The organism is Chloroflexota bacterium (assembly GCA_018648225.1).
Classification (GTDB): domain Bacteria; phylum Chloroflexota; class Anaerolineae; order Anaerolineales; family UBA11858; genus NIOZ-UU35.
On sequence record JABGRQ010000088.1, the window covers coordinates 1 to 19,548 of the forward strand.

The 19,548-nt window shown below is 52.0% G+C and carries 24 protein-coding genes; 14 read left to right on the forward strand and 10 right to left on the reverse strand.

What is annotated here, in order from left to right; all coding sequences use genetic code 11:
* The first annotated feature begins 176 nt into the window (after positions 1 to 176).
* The 4 genes from HN413_07800 (at position 177) to add (ending at position 3,745) form a co-directional block, all read left to right on the forward strand.
* Positions 177 to 569: a hypothetical protein gene (locus HN413_07800; protein MBT3390300.1), complete on the forward strand. Its 393-nt coding sequence runs from the start codon at positions 177 to 179 to the stop codon at positions 567 to 569.
* A 134-nt stretch (positions 570 to 703) separates the two neighbouring features.
* A complete protein-coding gene (locus HN413_07805; GenBank protein ID MBT3390301.1) occupies positions 704 to 2,182 on the forward strand; it encodes a signal peptidase I in 1,479 nt (492 codons plus the stop codon).
* Positions 2,179 to 2,622: a hypothetical protein gene (locus HN413_07810; protein ID MBT3390302.1), complete on the forward strand. Its 444-nt coding sequence runs from the start codon at positions 2,179 to 2,181 to the stop codon at positions 2,620 to 2,622. The genes HN413_07805 and HN413_07810 overlap by 4 nt, the downstream gene beginning before the upstream one ends.
* An 82-nt stretch (positions 2,623 to 2,704) precedes the next feature.
* The gene (gene add / locus HN413_07815; GenBank protein ID MBT3390303.1) at positions 2,705 to 3,745 is read left to right on the forward strand and encodes an adenosine deaminase; all 1,041 of its coding nucleotides are present in this window, start codon (positions 2,705 to 2,707) and stop codon (positions 3,743 to 3,745) included.
* An 8-nt stretch (positions 3,746 to 3,753) separates the two neighbouring features.
* Here add and HN413_07820 read toward each other — a convergent pair whose 3' ends face one another.
* The 5 genes from HN413_07820 to HN413_07840 all read right to left on the reverse strand — a co-directional run bounded on the left by HN413_07820 (position 3,754) and on the right by HN413_07840 (position 7,423).
* Entirely contained in the window at positions 3,754 to 4,374 is a 621-nt protein-coding gene (locus HN413_07820; protein ID MBT3390304.1) for a hypothetical protein, read from the reverse strand.
* Positions 4,375 to 4,529: 155 nt separating this feature from the next.
* Positions 4,530 to 5,372 carry a DNA-formamidopyrimidine glycosylase gene (gene mutM, locus HN413_07825; GenBank protein ID MBT3390305.1) on the reverse strand — a complete coding sequence of 281 codons (843 nt, stop codon included), beginning with the start codon at positions 5,370 to 5,372 and terminating at the stop codon, positions 4,530 to 4,532.
* A gap of 3 nt (positions 5,373 to 5,375) precedes the next feature.
* Positions 5,376 to 5,903: a GNAT family N-acetyltransferase gene (locus HN413_07830; GenBank protein ID MBT3390306.1), complete on the reverse strand. Its 528-nt coding sequence runs from the start codon at positions 5,901 to 5,903 to the stop codon at positions 5,376 to 5,378.
* A gap of 85 nt (positions 5,904 to 5,988) precedes the next feature.
* A complete protein-coding gene (meaB, locus tag HN413_07835) occupies positions 5,989 to 7,014 on the reverse strand; it encodes a methylmalonyl Co-A mutase-associated GTPase MeaB (GenBank protein MBT3390307.1) in 1,026 nt (341 codons plus the stop codon).
* Position 7,015: 1 nt separating this feature from the next.
* Positions 7,016 to 7,423 carry a cobalamin B12-binding domain-containing protein gene (locus HN413_07840; protein MBT3390308.1) on the reverse strand — a complete coding sequence of 136 codons (408 nt, stop codon included), beginning with the start codon at positions 7,421 to 7,423 and terminating at the stop codon, positions 7,016 to 7,018.
* A 271-nt stretch (positions 7,424 to 7,694) separates the two neighbouring features.
* On the opposite strand from HN413_07840, the gene HN413_07845 reads away from it, so the two are divergent.
* From HN413_07845 to HN413_07885, 9 genes are all read left to right on the forward strand, one after another.
* Positions 7,695 to 7,904 carry a cold shock domain-containing protein gene (locus tag HN413_07845; protein MBT3390309.1) on the forward strand — a complete coding sequence of 70 codons (210 nt, stop codon included), beginning with the start codon at positions 7,695 to 7,697 and terminating at the stop codon, positions 7,902 to 7,904.
* 127 nt (positions 7,905 to 8,031) lie between these two features.
* Positions 8,032 to 8,181 carry a pilus assembly protein gene (locus HN413_07850; GenBank protein ID MBT3390310.1) on the forward strand — a complete coding sequence of 50 codons (150 nt, stop codon included), beginning with the start codon at positions 8,032 to 8,034 and terminating at the stop codon, positions 8,179 to 8,181.
* Between the two features lie 103 nt (positions 8,182 to 8,284).
* Positions 8,285 to 8,719, forward strand: coding sequence for a hypothetical protein (locus HN413_07855; GenBank protein ID MBT3390311.1), 435 nt, complete (start codon positions 8,285 to 8,287; stop codon positions 8,717 to 8,719).
* A 138-nt stretch (positions 8,720 to 8,857) separates the two neighbouring features.
* Entirely contained in the window at positions 8,858 to 9,763 is a 906-nt protein-coding gene (locus tag HN413_07860) for a quinate 5-dehydrogenase (GenBank protein ID MBT3390312.1), read from the forward strand.
* 1 nt (position 9,764) lies between these two features.
* Positions 9,765 to 10,547 (forward strand): NTP transferase domain-containing protein, encoded by a 783-nt coding sequence (locus tag HN413_07865; GenBank protein ID MBT3390313.1) that lies wholly within the window; start codon positions 9,765 to 9,767, stop codon positions 10,545 to 10,547.
* Entirely contained in the window at positions 10,544 to 11,056 is a 513-nt protein-coding gene (locus tag HN413_07870) for a phosphatase PAP2 family protein (protein ID MBT3390314.1), read from the forward strand. The genes HN413_07865 and HN413_07870 overlap by 4 nt, the downstream gene beginning before the upstream one ends.
* Positions 11,057 to 11,095: 39 nt before the next feature.
* The gene (locus HN413_07875) at positions 11,096 to 12,106 is read left to right on the forward strand and encodes a LysM peptidoglycan-binding domain-containing protein (protein ID MBT3390315.1); all 1,011 of its coding nucleotides are present in this window, start codon (positions 11,096 to 11,098) and stop codon (positions 12,104 to 12,106) included.
* A gap of 7 nt (positions 12,107 to 12,113) precedes the next feature.
* Positions 12,114 to 13,868 carry a DNA polymerase/3'-5' exonuclease PolX gene (gene polX / locus HN413_07880; protein MBT3390316.1) on the forward strand — a complete coding sequence of 585 codons (1,755 nt, stop codon included), beginning with the start codon at positions 12,114 to 12,116 and terminating at the stop codon, positions 13,866 to 13,868.
* A 66-nt stretch (positions 13,869 to 13,934) separates the two neighbouring features.
* Complete coding sequence (locus HN413_07885) at positions 13,935 to 14,336, forward strand: GxxExxY protein (GenBank protein MBT3390317.1); 402 nt, start codon at positions 13,935 to 13,937, stop codon at positions 14,334 to 14,336.
* Positions 14,337 to 14,356: 20 nt separating this feature from the next.
* Here HN413_07885 and murI read toward each other — a convergent pair whose 3' ends face one another.
* The 5 genes from murI to HN413_07910 form a co-directional block, all read right to left on the reverse strand.
* The gene (gene murI / locus HN413_07890; GenBank protein MBT3390318.1) at positions 14,357 to 15,172 is read right to left on the reverse strand and encodes a glutamate racemase; all 816 of its coding nucleotides are present in this window, start codon (positions 15,170 to 15,172) and stop codon (positions 14,357 to 14,359) included.
* Between the two features lie 99 nt (positions 15,173 to 15,271).
* Positions 15,272 to 15,994, reverse strand: coding sequence for a gamma-glutamyl-gamma-aminobutyrate hydrolase family protein (locus HN413_07895; GenBank protein MBT3390319.1), 723 nt, complete (start codon positions 15,992 to 15,994; stop codon positions 15,272 to 15,274).
* A gap of 76 nt (positions 15,995 to 16,070) precedes the next feature.
* On the reverse strand, positions 16,071 to 16,418 hold the full coding sequence (rplS, locus tag HN413_07900; GenBank protein MBT3390320.1) for a 50S ribosomal protein L19: 348 nt from the start codon (positions 16,416 to 16,418) through the stop codon (positions 16,071 to 16,073).
* A 202-nt stretch (positions 16,419 to 16,620) separates the two neighbouring features.
* Entirely contained in the window at positions 16,621 to 17,142 is a 522-nt protein-coding gene (locus HN413_07905; GenBank protein ID MBT3390321.1) for an NUDIX hydrolase, read from the reverse strand.
* A 97-nt stretch (positions 17,143 to 17,239) separates the two neighbouring features.
* The gene (locus tag HN413_07910) at positions 17,240 to 17,953 is read right to left on the reverse strand and encodes a LysM peptidoglycan-binding domain-containing protein (protein MBT3390322.1); all 714 of its coding nucleotides are present in this window, start codon (positions 17,951 to 17,953) and stop codon (positions 17,240 to 17,242) included.
* Between the two features lie 276 nt (positions 17,954 to 18,229).
* Between HN413_07910 and HN413_07915 the strand changes: the two genes are divergently transcribed.
* Positions 18,230 to 19,444: a response regulator gene (locus HN413_07915; GenBank protein MBT3390323.1), complete on the forward strand. Its 1,215-nt coding sequence runs from the start codon at positions 18,230 to 18,232 to the stop codon at positions 19,442 to 19,444.
* The last annotated feature ends 104 nt before the right edge of the window (positions 19,445 to 19,548 follow it).

The following is a 19,548-nucleotide window of genomic DNA, read 5'->3' on the forward strand; positions in this document are numbered from 1 at the left end:
TATCTGGCAGAAATTGTCAAAATATCCGTGAAACTTCGTTTACGATGTACTAAGTTTAACGACAGAATACGTAGAGATTCTTCGACAGACATGTGGTAAATCTCCTGCTATGCTTTCAGGGAATCACTATCTTCAACACCCCAAATAGCCATAGCGCATTTTCAAAGGAGTATGCCATGAAGACTATTGCCAAGCTTTTGCAACCGAAGACACTTACCATTTTCCTTCTATTAGCAATCATCGCGGTGGTTATCTATGGCTTTGCAGCGGCCAACGTTGTCCCGGAAAGTGGGGCTGGCGACGGCACTGGCGCCGTGAGCGGCTACACCGTCGCCAATATTGAATATACCTTGCTGGCCGCCGATCCGACAAAAGTTGATCTGGTTGAGTTTGATGTAACCGCCACCGCTGGAGCCGACGCGGCCACCGATGTACGTATTACCGTAGATGCCGGCACAACCTGGATTACCTGCACCAATGTAACCACTCACTGGACATGCGATTTTGGCGCGGGCAGTGAACCTTCGGTAACCGCAATTTCAAATATGCAAGTTGTCGCGGTTCAGTAAATATCCACGGCTTTAGCCTGAAGGAAACTGCATCCGCGGGTGGCGCAGTTTCCTTCCAACCCAATACATTGACTCCTTCCAGAGTTGCTTCCATCCACTCTCGCCGTTCATTATTTTTTACGGTCGCGGGTATTTTGCAATTTACCTTTTTCTGGTTATTTTTTGCCCCCACGCAAATCGGCGGGAAATCTTCCTATGTAATACTAATTGGGAATAGTATGCTGCCGACGTATGAGCGCGGTGATTTAGTCGTTGTCCGCCCTGCAAAGCAATATACTATCGGGGATGTGGTCGCTTATCAACATCCCGAAATTGGGGTGGTTTTTCATCGAATTATCGATTTCGACAATTCCAGCTTTGTGATGAAGGGAGACCATAATTTTTGGTTAGACTCTCATCATCCCAAACAAAATGAAATTGTCGGCAAATTGTGGCTTCATATACCCTCTATGGGCGGCTTATTGATGCAATTACGCACGCCCCGCAATTTCACCTTATTCGTCACAGCTATGATTGGCGCCTTATTATTTATCGATTTTCAGCAAAACCCCAAAAGGATGAAAAGAATGTCGGAAACAAAATATAACCCGATGGAATTGCTGATTTTGTTTTCTGTAATCGCCATTGCGAGCCTGGTACTGGGTGTGGTTGCGTTTACCAAACCCATTTTTACGGTAAAAGATAAGCAAATTCCTTATATTCACAATGGCGTGTTCGCTTATACTGCGGAAGTACCAGATGGTGTTTACGATACCAACACCGTGCAGCCAGGTGAACCCATATACCGTCAGGTAGCCAACCGATTCACCGTTTCGTTCGATTACGCTTTCATCACAACCGAGACATCAGACCTTTTAATGAATTCTCAGCTCTTCGCAGAAATTAGCAATTCAAGCGGCTGGAAACGCACACTGGAGCTGCAGCCATCCACCACCGTTGGCGATACCCTCTCTTTAGTTGCTGTGGTTAATTTTGCAGATATACAGGCATTTATTGATGCACTTGAAACGCAAGCTGAAGTGCAAGATAAAACCTACATTTTAACCATCCGTCCAGTCATTATACTGGATGGGCAACTGGCAGGCATCAATTACCAGGATCATTTTTCGCCAGAATTGGCATTCACCTTCGAAGATTTAGTCGTCGCGCCAATACAACCCTCGGCGGAAGAAGACCCCTTCTTCCCACAAACGACTGGAATGCTCACGTATGCCAGCACGGCCACCAATACACTCCCCATATTAGGATTTGATATTAGCGTTCCGTTGGCGCGGATGCTCTCTATAATCACCCTGCTCGCTTACCTTTATAGCCTGGTCGTACTTTTTTTGCTTGTAAAGCCAAAACAGGATGTCGGCGAAGTCTCGCGCATTCAAATGCTGTATGGAAATCAAATTGTTTCGATAACCAGTTTTACATCGCCACAAAATCTGACCGAAGTCGGCAATATCGCCGAGCTGGCAAAAATTGCCAATGACCATAATAAAGTTATTTTGCATTTAGAACATCGCAATATGCATCATTATTTTGTTCAATTAGATGAAATCACATTTTTGTATCGGATTTTGATCACTCAGAACTTAAAAGAACTCCCTGGAGGCAAAGTACCATGAACCTGCCTCGCTTGAATTTGTTTTTAATTTTTGCATCGATCATTTTCGTGATTATTGGAGGGTATTCTGCATATACTGCCGCCAACACGATTACGGAGTCGGGGTTGGATTACCATGTCTTTGGCATCACTGCGAACGATCTAAAGCCCGTCGCATGCAATAGTCTCAATCTTACAAATATTTCAGCTAATACAAACGGCAGTACAAGCAATGATCTTGTGTTGGGTAATGCAGGCGGAAACACACTAGATGCCAATACCGGGCATGATTGCATGATAGGTGGCGACGGCGATGACGATTTAACCGGCGGAGAAGGCGATGATATTCTAATGGGTAGCTCCGGCAATGACACCCTGGATGGCGGCAATGGTACCGATATCTGTTATGGCGGCAGCGGAACTAACACTTTTGTGAACTGCGAAACAACGTACGACCCATAGAAATCCATAAATCGCGGAATCCGGGATGGTATACTACACCACGAGTACCAAAATCACCCGATAAACGAACGCAAAATAAAAAATGGATCAATCTCTCGATTTCTATCAGTCACTGCCCAAAGTTGAACTGCATCGCCACCTGGAAGGGTCGCTACGGGTGGAAACGCTGGCTGATATTGGACGCGAGCATAATTTCCCGCAAAGAGATACCAGCACCCTGCGCCCCCTGGTTCAGATCGGGGAAGACGAACCCCATACTTTTGAGAATTTTCTCTCTAAATTTGCTATTCTGCGTTTGTTCTATCGCACGCCCGATGTCATCGGCCGCATCACCCGCGAGGCGATCGCCGATGCGGCGGCGGATAATATCCGCTACCTCGAACTGCGCTTCACCCCGGTGGCGCTCAGCAAAGCCGAAGGATTTCCGCTGGGGCATGTGATGGATTGGGTTGTGGATGGCGCGCTGGCCGGGCAGGAGCAATACGGGGTTGTGACGCGGCTGATCGCCAGTGTTAACCGGCACGAAAGCCCCGATCTGGCCGAACAGGTTGTCTGGCTAGCAATGGAACGCAAGAATCGCGGCATTATCGGTTTGGATTTGGCCGGAAACGAAGCCGAGTTTCCTGCGCAGCCTTTCGAAGGCATTTTTTTGGAAGCAAAGCAAGAAGGACTGGGGATCACCATCCATGCCGGGGAGTGGGCCGGAGCCGAAAATGTTGTCGAAGCCATCACAGAATTTGGAAGCACACGCATTGGGCACGGTGTGCGCGTGATGGAAAATGAGACCGCGGTTGCCCTGGCGCGCGAGCGAAAAACCGTGTTCGAAGTTTGTATCACCAGTAACCATCAATCTGGGGTGGTCAAGCATTTGCGGCAACACCCCTTTCCACAAATGTTGAAAGCCGGGCTAAACGCGACCATCCATACCGATGACCCCAGCATTTCCAAAATCACATTGGGGAATGAATATTTTATAGCCTGCGAAAAATTGGGACTTTCGCTGCCCGCATTAAGCAAATGCATTCTTTCCGCCGCGCAGGCATCATTCTTGCCATCTGAAGAAAAAGCCGCTCTGGTTGAGCGGCTTAGAAGCGAATTGAACGAAAAAATCCCCCCGGCGTAGAATCATCGTTACGACCGCAACTCCCACTCTTTTACGGATGCCCGAATAATCGCCTCAACGTCCTTGTCCGGGACGGTATCAATACTGTCGTACTTTTCGATGCCAACATAAATTGCCATGCCACCATCGATGGTCTGTGTCAGGCTGATGCCGCGCTCGCGCAAGGGGGATGTTTGTAATTTTACTTGCAGAATATCGTTAATTTGCTCCACAATGCTCTTGTGGCTGAGGTCAACTTCTGGTAGATCAACGCTGCTTACCACTGCGGCAGGTGTGTCCGGAACCACAGGCTGAGGTATTTCAGCGCCCGCGGGGGCAGGGGCATTGAGCCATTTGTGCAAATAGTTCAATAATTGCTGCATAAATTTTTGCTCAGGCGCGGGCAACGGATCCATAGAACGAAAAATATTCCCCCTGATTTTCAACACCAGTTGTTTTTTCTCGTTATCGTGCCAGATATGCAAGGTATCTACCGGGTATTGTGGCTGCGGTGGCACATCCGGCGAGTGTACTTGCGAGGGCGCTTGAGGCGGCTCATCGGAACTGTATTGTTTGCCAATTAAATACCCAAACCCCAACCCGCCCGCCGCACAGATTATGGCAACCACCAGCATAATTGTATATTCCATGAAAAGCCTCCTTTCCCTGATAATTATTCAGGACTTACGCACTTTCGCAAAAGAAAGCCCTATTTTTCATCGTTTTGCGTAAGTCCTATTATTCTACTTGAAAAAAGGTACGAGCAGACTTACAGAATTATTATTTTCAAAGTCACCGAGAAGCTCTATTCTCTGTGACCTTGCGGTAATGATTCACATTGACACTGCGGGCAAAAGTGCGTACCGCGCTGCCCGACAACAATCCGCTCGATGGGGGTTTGGCAGCGGAAGCACGCTTCGCCGGTACGCTGATACACCTGAAACTGATTTTGATAATCACCACCGCGATACACCCAATCGATGCTGGCCCCGTTACGGCGAATGCCTTCCTTCAATACATGGCGCAGATTCGCTAACAGACGTTGAGCTGCCTCGAGCGAGATGGTGTGCGAGCGCGTCAACGGGTGGATTTTTGCCAGGTGCAAGGATTCATCAGCGTAGATATTGCCCACCCCGGCGAGAAAACCCTGGTCGAGCAGCAGGGGTTTGATCTGTCGGCGGTGGCGCTGCAAACGGTGATGAAACTCGGTGGCGGTCAGGTTTTCATCGAAAGGCTCAGGGCCAAGTTTTGCCAACATCGCTACGGGGTCATCCACCAGCCAGATGCGGCCAAATTTGCGCGCATCGTTGAAGGCCAGCCTATGCTCATCGTCCAGGATCAACACCAAACGGTGATGTTTTTTCAGCGGGGCAGACACCGGCTCGTAGAACAGGTCTCCGCTCATGCGCAAATGAATCACCAGGGTAGCGTCATCCAGATGAAAAAGTAAATACTTCCCCCGGCGGCCAATCTCAATAATTTTTTGCCCCAAAATTCGCTCAGAGAATTCATCAGGCGGCGGGGTTTCGAGGGTGCGCGGCCAGAGCAATTCCACCCCGCGGATAGTTTTGCCAAGCAGCGCGGGGTTATCGGCGCTGCCCAGGCGAAATTTATTGCGAATACTCTCGACTTCGGGGAGTTCGGGCATGATTCACCACTCTGCGCGCAGCACGCTCATCATATGCACATCGCTGTATTTGCCATATTTATAATGCGCCTGACGCAGACTGCCTTCGTGGACAAAACCGGCCTTTTCATAGACGCGGTGGGCGCGAGGGTTATCATCATAAACCCGCAAAAAGATGCGATTCAGGTTCAGGGTTTCAAAGCCGTGTTTCAGAATCAGGCGCATGGTTTCGGCGCCATAGCCCTGGTTCCAGCGACTTTTATCGCCAATTACAATGCCCACTTCGGCGGAGCGCACGCGCCAATCGATGCCAAACAGGCCACAATTGCCCACCGGCAGCCAGTCGCCATCAACATCAATTTCGATCATCAGGGCATGTTCGGCAGGCTCGCGTTTGAGCATGGCTTCAAACCATTGCTCTTCTTCGGCAAACGAAAGCGGCAAATAGAGCGCAAGCCCGTGGCGTACTTCGGGGTCGTTGAGCCAACCCACAAACAGAGGTAAATCTTCTTTCTCAATCGCTCGCAAGCGGATGCGTTCTCCAAGAATCATTTTTTAACTCCATTAAAAAATTTAACGCAAAGATGCAAAGGAAAAGTATTAAAACTTTGCACCTTTTTGCCTTTGCGACCTTGCGTTAAATTTCTGTCTCATCCGTTAATAACGCGGCTACAGCATCGCGCGGGGCAATTTGCCGTAGGGCCAGTTTTTCAAAAACGTGTTCAATTTTTTCGTCTGTTACAGAGGCGCGCCAGCGTTCCACCAGCGCGGCTTGCAGCAATTCGTCGAATTCGCTCCGCATGCGGGCGCGGGATTTTTTCTCCCATTCACCGGAGGTTTCCAAATACTGGCGATGATTGGCAATATGCTCAACCAACTCAACAAGGCCGGAATCTTCGGTGGCGATAGTCTGCTGAATGAGGGGGAGCCAGCGGGACTCGCTCGTAGTGGGTTCTGCCTGTGAAGCGGAAACTACTTCCAAAGCGCCGTGATGCCGAAAGACGCGCGGCCCGGGGTGAGCGAGCTGCAACATGCCGCGCAGGGCGCGCTCGGTGTGCTCCACGCCCGGACGGTCGGCCTTATTGACGACGAGAATATCGGCAATCTCCAGAATGCCCGCCTTAATCGCCTGGATATCATCGCCCAGACCGGGGGCTTCTACCACAAGGGTGGTATGTGCCAATCGGGCTACTTCCACTTCGGCTTGCCCGGCGCCAACCGTTTCGATAAGAATCATTTCGAATCCAGCCGCGTCGAAAGCCTGTACCAACCCCGAGGTAGCCGCGGCCAGCCCTCCCAGGGAGCCGCGCGAAGCCATCGAACGGATGAACACCCCCGGATCGCCGCTTAAATCCCGCATGCGCACGCGATCCCCCAAAACAGCCCCGCCAGTAAAGGGGCTGGATGGGTCTACGGCGACAATCGCAACGCGTTGTTGGGGGGCTCCTTCAGGCGGGTGGCGATAATGCCACGCCAGGCGGTTGACCAGGGACGATTTGCCTGTGCCCGGCGCGCCGGTAACGCCAATGAGGTGGGCGCGGCCGGTGTGAGGAAATAATTCGCCCAACGCGGCGTGCCCTTCAGGGGTGTTGTTTTCAATTTGCGAGAGCAAGCGAGAGAGCGCCAATCGGCTGCCGTTGAGTACATCTTGAACAACAGACATTTTATCCAGCGGCCTCACCCAGAATGCCCTGGCGCACATCGGCTACAATTTGATCGGTGAGGGTGCCGGGGCCGTATACACCGCTTACCCCTGCGGATTTGAGCGCGGTAACATCTTCATCGGGCACAATGCCACCCACGAAAACCTGCACATGGCTTTGTTCGTTGGCAGCCAGCAGTTCAAGTACGCGCGGCACCAACGCCATGTGCGCCCCTGACAAGATCGACAGGCCAACGACGTCAACATCTTCTTGCAGTGCGGCTTCGGCAACCATCTCCGGCGTTTGGCGCAGGCCGGTGTAGATCACTTCCATTCCGGCATCACGCAGGGCGCGGGCAACCACTTTTGCACCGCGGTCGTGCCCGTCGAGGCCGGGCTTGGCAATCAGCACACGAATTTTTTTGTCCATTGAATTCTTTCGCCTCCAGTTGGAAGTTGGGGTTTCGCACCGATTATACCGCGTCCGAGGGTGTCAAAATAGTTGCGCCTGCCCTGGAGGTATCGTCCGCTTGACAGCACGCGGCGGGCATGATAATCTTGCGCCCGTTCGGTGAAATCGACTAAAAAACATCATTCGCTGAGTAAAATCCGTATTTTCTGCAATCGTCCACCCGGCACAGGTTTTGCGTGCTGCACCGAAAAAACATATCAATCTTTTCGTAGAAATGGAGTTTTACATAATGGAAGATCGAGTTACTGGAACCGTAAAATGGTTCAACGTCCACAAAGGGTATGGTTTTATTGGCCGCGAGAATGGTGATGATATATTTGTCCACTATTCGGCGATCAATATGGAAGGCTATCGTCGGCTGGACGAAGGCCAGGCAGTTGAGTTTTCTGTCGACGAAGGGCCAAAAGGTATTCAAGCCGCTGACGTTGTGCCCGTCTAGCCACTTGCCTGACCCCCAGTATGCATAATGCCGCCAGCAGGCGGCATTATGCATACTGGGGCAAACGACAGGCTGCTTTTATCCATGCTATAATTCGCAATCATTATTATTTCATTTGGAGGGCGCAATGATTCGATTCGCATCATCAGAACGCGGTCAGGGTTTTCTTGAATATGGTTTAGCGATTGTGTTGGTTGCTGTGATCGTCATGCTGCTGCTTTCGGTATTTGGCGGCGCGGTTTCAGATCTGTATGGCAATATCATGGCAGCAATCTAATTCTAAAAATTGACCAACCCCTCCATAATTCATCCAGAATTCCTCCACATTTTTTTGGCATACTATAGGCAATCAAGTTCATAAAAATCTTATGGAGGTAATCATGTTTAAAAATCGAAAATATCTTGGTATCCTGGCGGGTGTTGTGCTTGTTTTGCTGCTGGTTGCCGGTGGCTTCGCACTTTATCGTGCGGGATTTGCACATGGCGTCGCCGCAAATCTCAACGTTGAAGACCTAGGGCTCATGGGGCACGGCGACTTTGGTTCGTTCTATGATGATGGGCGATACGCGGCGATGGGCCATCCTTTCTCGCATCACGGGCGAGGCTTTGGCTTCAATCCCCTGGGTGGACTCTTTGGCCTGTTTTTCTTCGGCCTAATACTCTTCCTGATTTTCAGGGGAATTGCCAGCCTGTTCTGGGGTCGACGAATGCACATGGCATATGGCCCGTATGGACATCCTTGGGGAGCCCCTCCCTGGGCGAGTGAGGCCAAACCCGCTCAAACCGCTCCTGAAACCCAAGAAACCGACGAATAATTCGTTAACATACACTGTAAACAAAAGCAGTTGTGGGCTTTTTTAGCCACAACTGCTTTTGTTTTTCCTGAGTGCACAGCCAGGGCAAATCGGTGTATACTGATTGCATTCGTTTCGATTCTTTCAGGAGGCATTATCATGAAGAGAGCAGTCAGCGTTAGTATTGGTTCATCCAAGCGCGACAAAGCCGTTGAAGTTGAGCTATTAGGTGAACAAATTCGTATTGAACGTATCGGCACCGATGGCGATATGGAGAAAGCCGCCCATTTATATCAAGAGCTAGACGGCCAGGTAGATGCCTTCGGCGTCGGCGGGGCTGATTTGGGTGCCCTGGTGGACGGCAAATTCTATCCATTCCATTCTGTACAACCCATGGTGCGCTTTATTGAAAAAACACCCGTTGTAGACGGCGGCGGCTTGAAAAACACCTTAGAAAATAAAGCCCCGGCCTTTTTGGATGAAAAACTGGGCGATTATCTCGCTGAAAAAGGACGTAAAGTCTTTGTCGCCCTCGGCGTGGATCGCTGGGGCCTGTCGAAATCCTTTGTCGAGGCAGGTTATGAAGTCGTATTTGGTGATCTGATGTTCGCCCTCGATATACCTTTGGCGATTAAGAGTCTGGATGGCCTGCGCCTGCTCGCCAAACTGATGATCCCTATCGTTACACGCTTCCCCTTCGAGTGGTTGTACCCCACCGGGGATAAGCAAGACGAACGCGTTCCCAAATATGAAAAATATTACCAATGGGCTACCGTCATCGCCGGCGACTGTCACTATATCAAAAGCCACATGCCCGATGATATGCAAGGCAAGGTTATCGTTACCAACACAACCACTCCGGCAGACGTGGAACTCTTCAAGAGCCTGGGCGTAAAATACCTCATTACCACCACCCCCGTGCTGGATGGCCGTTCCTTTGGCACCAATATGATGGAAGCTGCACTGGTAGCCGTCTCTGGCAAAGAGCGCCCGCTGACCTGGGAAGAATACGACGAAATTCTCGAAAAACTGGATTTTGAACCGCAAATTCAGGAGCTAAATTAACATGGATGCCATCTTAATTGCAGGTGGCATCCCGGCTCCGGATGAACCGCTCTACAAATATACCCAGGGCCTCCCCAAGGCAATGGTGGATGTCGCTGGTAAAGCCATGATTCAGTGGGTACTGGATGCGCTCGGAAAAACCCAGCATGTTGAAAATATCATCCTGATTGGGCTGCCAGAAGACAATACACTGAAATGCGCGAAACCGCTCCATTATGTAGAAAATCAGGGCAGCATGTTAGCCAATATTGTTGCCGGAATTTACAAAGTTCTGGAAATTAACCCGCAAGCGGAGTATGTAATCAGTGTTTCCTCCGACATTCCCGCTATCACCGGCGAAATGATTGATTGGCTGATCGACAGCGCCATGCAAACTCGGCACGATATTTACTACGGCATCGTCACACGCGAAGTCATGGAGGCGCGCTACCCGGGCGCAAACCGCACCTTCACCAAATTAGCCGATATGCACGTCTGCGGCGCAGATATGCATATTGCCCATAAAAGCATGGTCACCGACCCCGAACATCTCGCCATGTGGGATGAGTTGATCGGCAAACGTAAAAGCCCGCTCAAACAGGCAGCCTCCATCGGCTTTGTGACCTTGTTCCTGTTGCTGACGGGAAAACTCTCGCTCAATGGCGCCATCGAGCGCATCACCAAACGCCTCAACATCACCGGGCGCGCCATCCAATGGGATTACGCCGAACCGGCTATGGATGTGGACAAACCACATCAACTGGAATTGTTGCGCGCCGATATGGAACGCCGCCTCGACGCATGAGCATGGAAAATCTACTCACCGCCGACGCGCGCATCTCGCAAAAAATGCGCGTGGCCGAACAGCCCGGTTTGCTGCGCACGATCGCGGCATTTTTCGCCCACTCCGGCGACTCCTGGTTTTGCGCCGCAGTGCTTGTCGCCGTCTGGTTTCTCGCCTCACCGCAATGGCAATCGCTCGCCACAATTTTGCTGATCGCCATTGTCATCACCGCCGTGCTGGTGCTGATACTGAAATTCGCCATCCGTCGCCAGCGCCCTGAAGGCGAGTGGGGCAATATTTATCGCAGCACCGATCCGCACTCGTTTCCCTCCGGGCATGCCACGCGCGCCTTTATGCTGGCTACTATGGGCCTCGGCCTCGGCCCAATCTGGTTGGGCATTGCTCTCGTACTCTGGGCGCCGCTGGTTGCCCTGGGGCGCGTGGCAATGGGCGTACACTATCTTTCGGATATTCTTGCAGGATTGGTAATTGGCGTGGCAATGGGGATTGTGCTACAAATAGTCTTATAAGTGGGGTGCATTTTAAAATGCACCCCACTTCCCATTCCAATGAACAAGCGAATTCTCTTTCTAACTTTGGGGCTGGTTCTGTTTTCCCTGAGCCTGACTCCGCTCCCGCGCCTTGCCCACGCCGAAGACCCTTATACTGTCGTTGCCGCAGTGAATGCCTTCCGCACCGGGCAAGGGTTGCCTGCTTTAACAATTGATAACGCGCTGATGGCTTCAGCTCAATCTCAGAGCGACTATCAGGCCGCGATCCATCAGGTAACACATGTGGGCGCGGGGGGTACCAACGCCACCCAGCGCGCCGTGGCCTTTGGTTTTGGCGGCGGGGCACAGGCCTTTGTCTCTGAGAATATTGCTGGAGGGGTATACACAACAATTAATGACGCCATCTACAAATATTGGCAAGACAGTCTGCATCTACACACCATGCTCAACCCGGCAGCCTTATATATCGGCGCGGGGGTAGCTACAATCCCCAGCGAGAATTACACCTACTACACGGTAGATACTGGCTATTATTCTGGAGCGGTTGGCAGTGGAGAACAATCCACAGCCAATTCCGGAACCGGCTACGTAGCCCCAACCGTTGCCAGCGGCGCGGGCACAGACCCATTCGTCAAGGCTGAACCCGGCGAAGATGGCTCGATTATCCATACCGTCGGCTACGGACAATCGCTGACGGGAATTGCCAATACCTATGGCGTGATTGTGGGCGAAATTCTCTTGCTCAATAATATGCAACTGACGGATGTCATTTATCCAGGGGATGAGATCATCATTCGGCCAGCGTATACGCCTACGGTTACAGGATCACCCCCACCCCCCACCGAAACCCTCACCCCGACGATCACCCCCACGCTGAGCGACGAAACGCCTACCCCTTTACCCACATTCACCCCCTTTGCAACTCACGCGCAATCGGCCACGCCCTCGCCCACCGCAGTTACCATCACAATCTCCCCGGAGCGTGAACCGGTTGTGATTGGGGCAGTGCTGGTTTCAATGGCGATTTTACTGGCTGTGATCTTCGCTGGATTTTTCAAGAAAACATGACCTTCTCATGCCAAAACTGACCACGCGCTACACCAACCAGAGTCTCGCCGAAACCTTCCGCCTGATCGCTGACTTGTTGGAAATCAAAGGCGAAGTGATCTACAAAACTCTAGCCTACCGCAAAGCCGCCGACAGCCTGACCGACCTGGGGCGCGACATCAACGAAGTTGCCAAAGAAGGCGCGCTGACTGACCTGCCCGGCGTGGGCAAAGCGATTGCCGAAAAAATTGACGAATTGCTCTCCACAGGCAAGCTGAAATTTTTAGATAAACTTGCCGAAGAAGTGCCGCTCTCACTGGCCGATCTGCTCCAAATTCAGGGGCTGGGGCCGAAAAAAGTGGGCCTGTTCTGGCGCGAGTTGGGCATCACCACCCTCGACGAACTCAAAGCCGCCGCTGAAGCGGGAAAACTGCGCGGCCTGCCAGGGATGGGCGCGAAATCCGAAGAAAAGATTCTCGCCGGAATCGCTGCGCTGGCGCGTCGCTCGTTGCACTCGGGGCGTAAACCGTTGGGCGTAGCCTGGCCCTTCGCACAGGATTTGCTGGTCTGGCTGCGCACCTTGCCCGGTGTGACGGCCGCCGAAGCCGCTGGCAGTCTGCGGCGCATGAAAGATACGGTTGGCGATCTGGATATTCTGGCCGCCGCGGCGGATTCTGAGCCGGTGATGCAAGCCTTTGTCGAGCGCGCCGATGTGCTCGAAATCCTCGGGCACGGCCCGACCAAATCGAGCGTGGAATTTACCAACGGGCTGCGCGCCCAGTTGTGGGTACACCCTCCGGAGCGTTTTGGCACAGCGCTGCAATATGCCACCGGTTCCAAAGACCACAACGTTCGCTTGCGCGAACTGGCGCTCGATTTAGGTTATTCGCTCTCCGAACACGCCCTGAAACGCACGGATGACGAAAGTGAAATCACCTGCGCCACCGAAGAAGAAGTTTATCAAACCCTGGGCTTGCCCTGGATCCCCCCGGAACTGCGTGAAGACCGCGGCGAAGTGCAGGCCGCCACAGCGGGCGCTCTACCCGCGCTTATCACCCAACAAGACCGCGTGGCCGAGCTGCATTGCCATTCCAGCTGGAGCGACGGCAAAGCCACGGTCCGCGAGATGGCGCAGGGCGCGGCTCAACGCGGGCTGAAACTGATCGTGATCAGCGACCACTCGCAAAGTTTGGGCATTGCCAACGGGCTTTCGGTAGAACGCTTGCACAGGCAGCGCGCCGAAATTGAGGCCGTGCAGGCCGAACTTGGCGACACGATCCGCATTTTGCAGGGTTCCGAAGTCGAGATCAAGGCCGATGGCACGCTCGACTTCCCCGACGACGTGCTGGCCGAACTCGATCTGGTGGTAGCTTCGCTGCACACCAGCCTGGGGCAGCCGCGCGAGCAGGTTACACAGCGGCTCATCAACGCTATTCAAAATCCGCATGTGGATATTATTGGGCATCCCACCGGGCGCATGATCCCTGACCGCGAGGGGGCCGATCTCGATATGGACGCGGTGCTGGCTGCCGCCGTTGAGTCGGGCGTGGCGCTGGAGATCAACGCCCACCCCAGCCGCCTCGACCTGAACGACATCTACGCCCGCCGCGCCGCCGAACTGGGCATCCCCCTGAGCATCAACACCGACGCCCACGCGCCGCAGCATTTTGACCTGATCTACTTTGGTATCGCCACCGCCCGCCGCGCCTGGATCACGCCAGAGCAGGTACTCAATTGCCGGGATGTGGATGAAATTTTAAATTGGCTAAGAAACCGCCGATGAACACAGATAAACGCTGATCTTTTCTTATTCATCCGCGTGTATCTGCGGTTAATTTACGGATGGAATATGGAAATTGACAAAATTACTAAAACAATTATTGGCGCTGCGTATGATGTTAGCAACACATTGGGGGTAGGGTTTCTTGAAAAAGTATATGAGAATGCGCTGGTTCACGCTTCTTTGAAAACTGGCCTTAATGTCAAGCAGCAGCACCGCATTCTCGTGCATTATGATGGCGTTATCGTTGGCGAGTACGTGGCCGATATGCTGGTCAACGACTGCGTTTTGGTGGAAATCAAGGCCGTCAAAGCCCTTGATGAAATCCACATGGCGCAATGCTTGAACTATCTCAAAGCCACCGGCCTGACACTCTGCTTGCTGATTAACTTTGGCAAATCGCGCGTCAAAATCAAGCGCATTGTGAACAATTTTCAAGAACTGCAGATACACACAGATGCACGCGGTTGAAGAAGAATAGTCCGCGTTTATCAGCGTGTATCTGCGGTTGATAGCCGTACTTGATCTACAAGACTTGTTTCGCCTAAAAGACGCGGGAGCAGCGTGCTTAACCGGTGCGGGTCGCCGGTTGTGAGGTATTGCACTGCCCCCAAAACGGATTCTGCTGAAGCCAACCCCTGAGCGTGCAGCACGCTCCCAACCTGGCGCGCCACCGCCGGGGCCGGGTCGATGACTTCCACTTCGGGGCCAGTAATCTCTTTTATCAGGGGAATCACAAAGGGATAGTGCGTGCAACCCATCACCACACGATCAATACCGCGTGCCAGCATCGGCTGCAGGGCGTTCTCCAAAATCGCGCGCGTTTCGTCGCTATCCAACTCCCCATTTTCAATTTGACTCACCAAGCCGGGACAAGTAGCTTGCAACACAGTTACGCCGCGGGCAAAACGCTCGATCACCGAGGCATATAATTCGCCCTGAAAAGTGGCCGGGGTTGCCAGCACACCCACCACGCCACTTTGCGTGCGCTCAGCAGCCGGTTTTACCGCCGGTTCCATGCCCACAAAGGGGGTGCCTGGAAAGGTGGCGCGCAAGTAATGCAACGCTGCTGCCGAAGCCGTATTGCAGGCCACGACGATCAGCTTAGCCCCTTGAGATATGAGAGAACGGGAAATTTCTTCAGAAAACTGGCGTACCTGCTCCAGCGGGCGCGGGCCATAGGGCACATGCCCCTGGTCGGCGAGAAAGAGCAGGTTTTCAGCGGGCAACTGGCAGCGAATTTGGCGCAATACCGAAAGGCCACCCACCCCTGAGTCGAAGATGCCAATCGGCGCGTTATTGTTCATTCTCTAGGATGAATCACTGGATAAATTGGTTCAATCTGGATTGATCTGGCGAATGAGGTACAGTCAGCAAAAATTGAACCAATTTCGTGTGATCAATTGCTATCCTTGCGCTGCCTCAACGAAGGCATGGAAGAGCGCTCGCATGGGTTCGTATGCTTGCAGGTTTTCGGGGTGCCATTGCACAGTGATCCCAAAGGACTGCCCCGGCAGAATCGTACCCTCTATAATACCATCAGGCGCGTGGGCAGTTTCAACCAGCCCAGGTGCCAGATCACGAATGGCCTGATGGTGGATGCTGTTCACTTCCACCTGATCGGCGCCTAAAATTTGCGCCAGGCGGCTGTGCGAATCAATTTTCACACTGTGTGCCAAATGATCGCGCGGCCACTTGCCGCTAAAACGGTGTTGCAACGCGTTGGGAATTTCGTCGGCAATATCGGTGTAGAGTGTGCCGCCCAGGGCGACATTGATCAATTGATGTCCACGGCAAATGCCCAAAAATGGAAGCCCTACATCGAGGGCCTTGTGGGTAATTTGAATTTCAACGCGGTCACGATCTCGGTCTACAAGCATCAATTGCGATTGAGTTTGCACACCATAACTTTGCGGGTCAATATCGCCGCCGCCCGTCAGCAGCAGACCATCGAGCAGTGGAAAGATGCCGTCGAGTTGGTCATCATCCAGCCCTAGAGGAATCATCACTGGGGTGCCTCCGGCGTTGCTGATTGCGGTCAGGTAATCTTCTGCAATCAGAATTTGCGGGCGTATAGCTTCGTTTTTATGTCGGTGGGTCGTAATGCCAATTACGGGTTTCTTAGTCATAGGCTTAAAAATAAAAGAGTGCAGCGATGATTTGCTGCACCCCTCACTTTCTAATCAATGGTATAACCGAATCAGATTATTTGCTGAATTTTTGCTTCAGGCGAGCACGTTTGCCAGTGCGTTCACGCAAATAGTAGAGCTTGGAGCGTCGCACCTGTGAGTGACGATGGACAGTCACTTTTTCGATGCGGGGAGAGCGAGTCAGGAAAACACGCTCTACGCCGATACCATTGCTGGCAATGCGCCGCACGGTAAAGGTGGGGGTGCCGGTGTCGCTCTGCGCTATCACAGTGCCTTTAAATTCCTGCACGCGTTCTGTGGTGCCTTCTTTAATGCGCAAGAATACGCTTACCTGATCGCCGGAGAATAATTGCGGTACGTTAGGATTTACCGGTGCTTCGATTGCTTTTATCAAATCAGTCATGATCTTAACCTTATGAATGGATTTCGGATTTGCGCATTTTGAATACGCATATATCCGATTTAGTGCAAAATAAAGCCGCCCCTGTGCCTTCTGTGGGCGGGCAGCGCGGCATTATATCATGTATAAAAATAAAAGGGAAGAGAAAAATCAAGGTTCTTTGGGAATCGCAGGGGTTGGCCCGTCAGCATCGAAAGAACCAATATCAATCTATCACAGTAGCCAACATCAGCGCCGCCAGGGTTTTAGCGTCGCGCAATTGCCCGGCACGCACCATTTGCAGCACCTCAGGCAACGGGATTATCTCCACGCTGATGAATTCGTCATCGTCGCCGGGCAACACCGAGGGAATCAGGCCGGTCGCCCGGTAAACGTACATATATTCGGTGGAATAGCCTGGAGCGATGAAAAATTCGCCCAACTTCTGCATATCCGCAGCGGCCATGCCAATCTCTTCCTGAAGTTCTCGCCGGGCGCACTCGATGGGGGGTTCTCCATCTTCGAGCGTCCCCGCCGGGAGTTCGAGAAATTCTTCGCCTGTGGCATGACGATACTGACGCACAAACCAGACATTCTCGTTTTCATCCAGCGGAAGAATGGTAACAGCGCCGCTATGCGCAACTATATCCAGATGCGTAATGCGGTCATCCGGCAGGCGCACTTGATCCTGGCGCACCGAAAATGCCCGGCCTTGATATTTATTTACAGATTGAAGCGTTTCAAACATTCATAACTCCCGATAATATTTCAGAAAATAAGGGTGTGCGAGTTTATTGGAACCCACACACCCTTTTTGGTGACAAACTGAGTAAATCTGGAATGCGTTACGGTATCTGGAGAACTTGCCCAACATTGAGCGTATAGGTGCCACTCAATCCGTTTTTGGAGGCAATTGCGCGCGGATCTACATTACCAAAGAGGCAAGCAATGGAATTAAGCGTGTCGCCAGCCGAAACCGTATAACTGGTGGGATGCTGGCGCAGCGCTCGCGCGCCTTGATTAAAGGCTCCAGCGTTTGTGGGAATAGTCAGCACCATGCCGGGATAGGTTACAGAAGATGTAGAAAGGCCATTAGCAGAGAGCAACGCAGCCGGAGCAACATCAAAACGGCGCGCCAGGCAGTAGGGGAATTCGCCAGGCTGCAGAGTATAGCTGTTTGGAACTTCGTAATTGGTTTTGACTTCTTTCTCTTCTTCAGGTTCTGGCTGGGGTTGAGCAGCCGGAGCTGCTTCGGGTTCCTGAGTTGCTGTTGGTTTTACTTCTTCAGCCGGAGCTGCCTCCTCGGCAGGAGCGGCGTTTTCCATTTCGGCTACTTCAGCAGCGGGCATTGCGCCACCCTCGGCGGCCATCGCCGTTTGTGTTGAGATATTTACAAGCTGCTCTTTGGGAGCGAGGGTAGCATTTTCGTCTACCACCGGATAATCTATATTCGTTTCATCGGCGCCCGCGGGGGGAGGCGAAGCAGAGCGTTCACAAGCCGCTAAACCCAAAGTCAGGATAATAACCAGAAAAACAAATGATATTCGATATAGTTTCATTGCATTGGCTCCTTTAATATACTAACCCAAAGGGTGCAATTCTTAGACCAACACAGGTCTGGTTTTGGTATCGCCTGGGAGATGCCTTAGAATTCATTCTTGCTGAACTGTTGTGAGTAATTTAAAGATACCCAAAGATTTGATGATAACAACAAAATCTTAAAAGGATACTAGCATATTCAGAGTGTAGCGTCAAGAAAAGTAAAATTCGCCAATCCAATAGTATAATGTAAATGGAAATCCCACTTGCTGACAAAGCCGCAAGGAGCAAACCAGATGGACCAGAATATTCTGATAATTGAAGACGATCTACTGAGTCAAAAACTACACGCCAAAATCGTCGAAAAAGCAGGCTACAAAGTCACTCTTGCAAACGATGGCCTGGAAGGGCTGCTGAAAGCCGACGAACAGGAATTTGATCTCATCATCTCTGACGTGATGATGCCAAATTTGGATGGCTACCAAACCTGCAAACGCTTGCGGGAAAATCCCAAAACAGCCCAAATTCCGATCTTGTTGCTGACTGCGCTGGATAATCTCGAAAGTAAAATCAAAGGTTTTGAAGCTGGCGCTGATGATTATCTCTCCAAACCTTATGAGCCGGATGAGTTGATTGCCCGCGTAAGTGTGTTGCTGCGCCGCGCCGCCACCCCGGCGACTCCATTGCAGGTGCGCGAACAACTGGGTAAAGTGATTTCTGTATTTTCACTGCGCGGCGGGGTGGGCATCTCGACCGTGGCTTCGAATCTGGCTGTCGGGCTGTCACAACTCTGGGGGCAAGAAACCGCGCTGGTTGATCTGGCGCTGACCTCCGGGCAGGCCGCGCTGATGCTGAACTTGCCGCTGCGGAACACCTGGGCTGATCTCGCCCGTATTGATGTTGGCGAAATTGACCAGGAAGTCATCGGTCAAACGTTGCGACCACATCCCAGTGGCGTTCAGGTACTTTCGGCCCCCCGCCGCGTGGAAGAGAGCGAGTTGGTCGACGCGGAAAAAGTTCAGCGTGTTGTCGAGATTTTGCAGCAAAGTTACGATTATGTGGTGATTGATTTACCGCATATTTTTTCGGACCTGGCGCTGGTTGCGCTGGATATTTCTGAAGAAATTCTTGTAGTATTGGCTCCCGAACTGGCTTCTGTGCGCTCAACCGCCCTGGCGCTGGAAGTTTTCGACACACTGGGCTATGACGATAAAAAGATACACTTGATTCTCAACTGGATTTTCGAACGCCAGGGGCTGCCCAAACCGGATATCGAGGCCGGTCTGGGGCGCGAAATTCGCATGGTGATCCCCCATGCATCTGACTTATTTGTGCGTGCCATTAACTTTGGCACCCCACCAGCCCTCGAAAATCCAGATTCTCCGCTCGGCGCAATTTTTGAAAATATGGCTTTTGCGGTCAGCAAGGCCGAACGGAAATCGCAACGGCCCGAGAATCCAACCGAAGCCTGGAAACGGCTTGCCAAACGAATGCGCAAGCAACGTCGATAATAAAAAAGGGTGTGCGCTTGCACACCCTTTTGCTTTTCACATAAAAACGGCTTGCCTATCCTTCGAGACGGGCGCGCAACTGTTGTAGATCAATTAGCAATTCT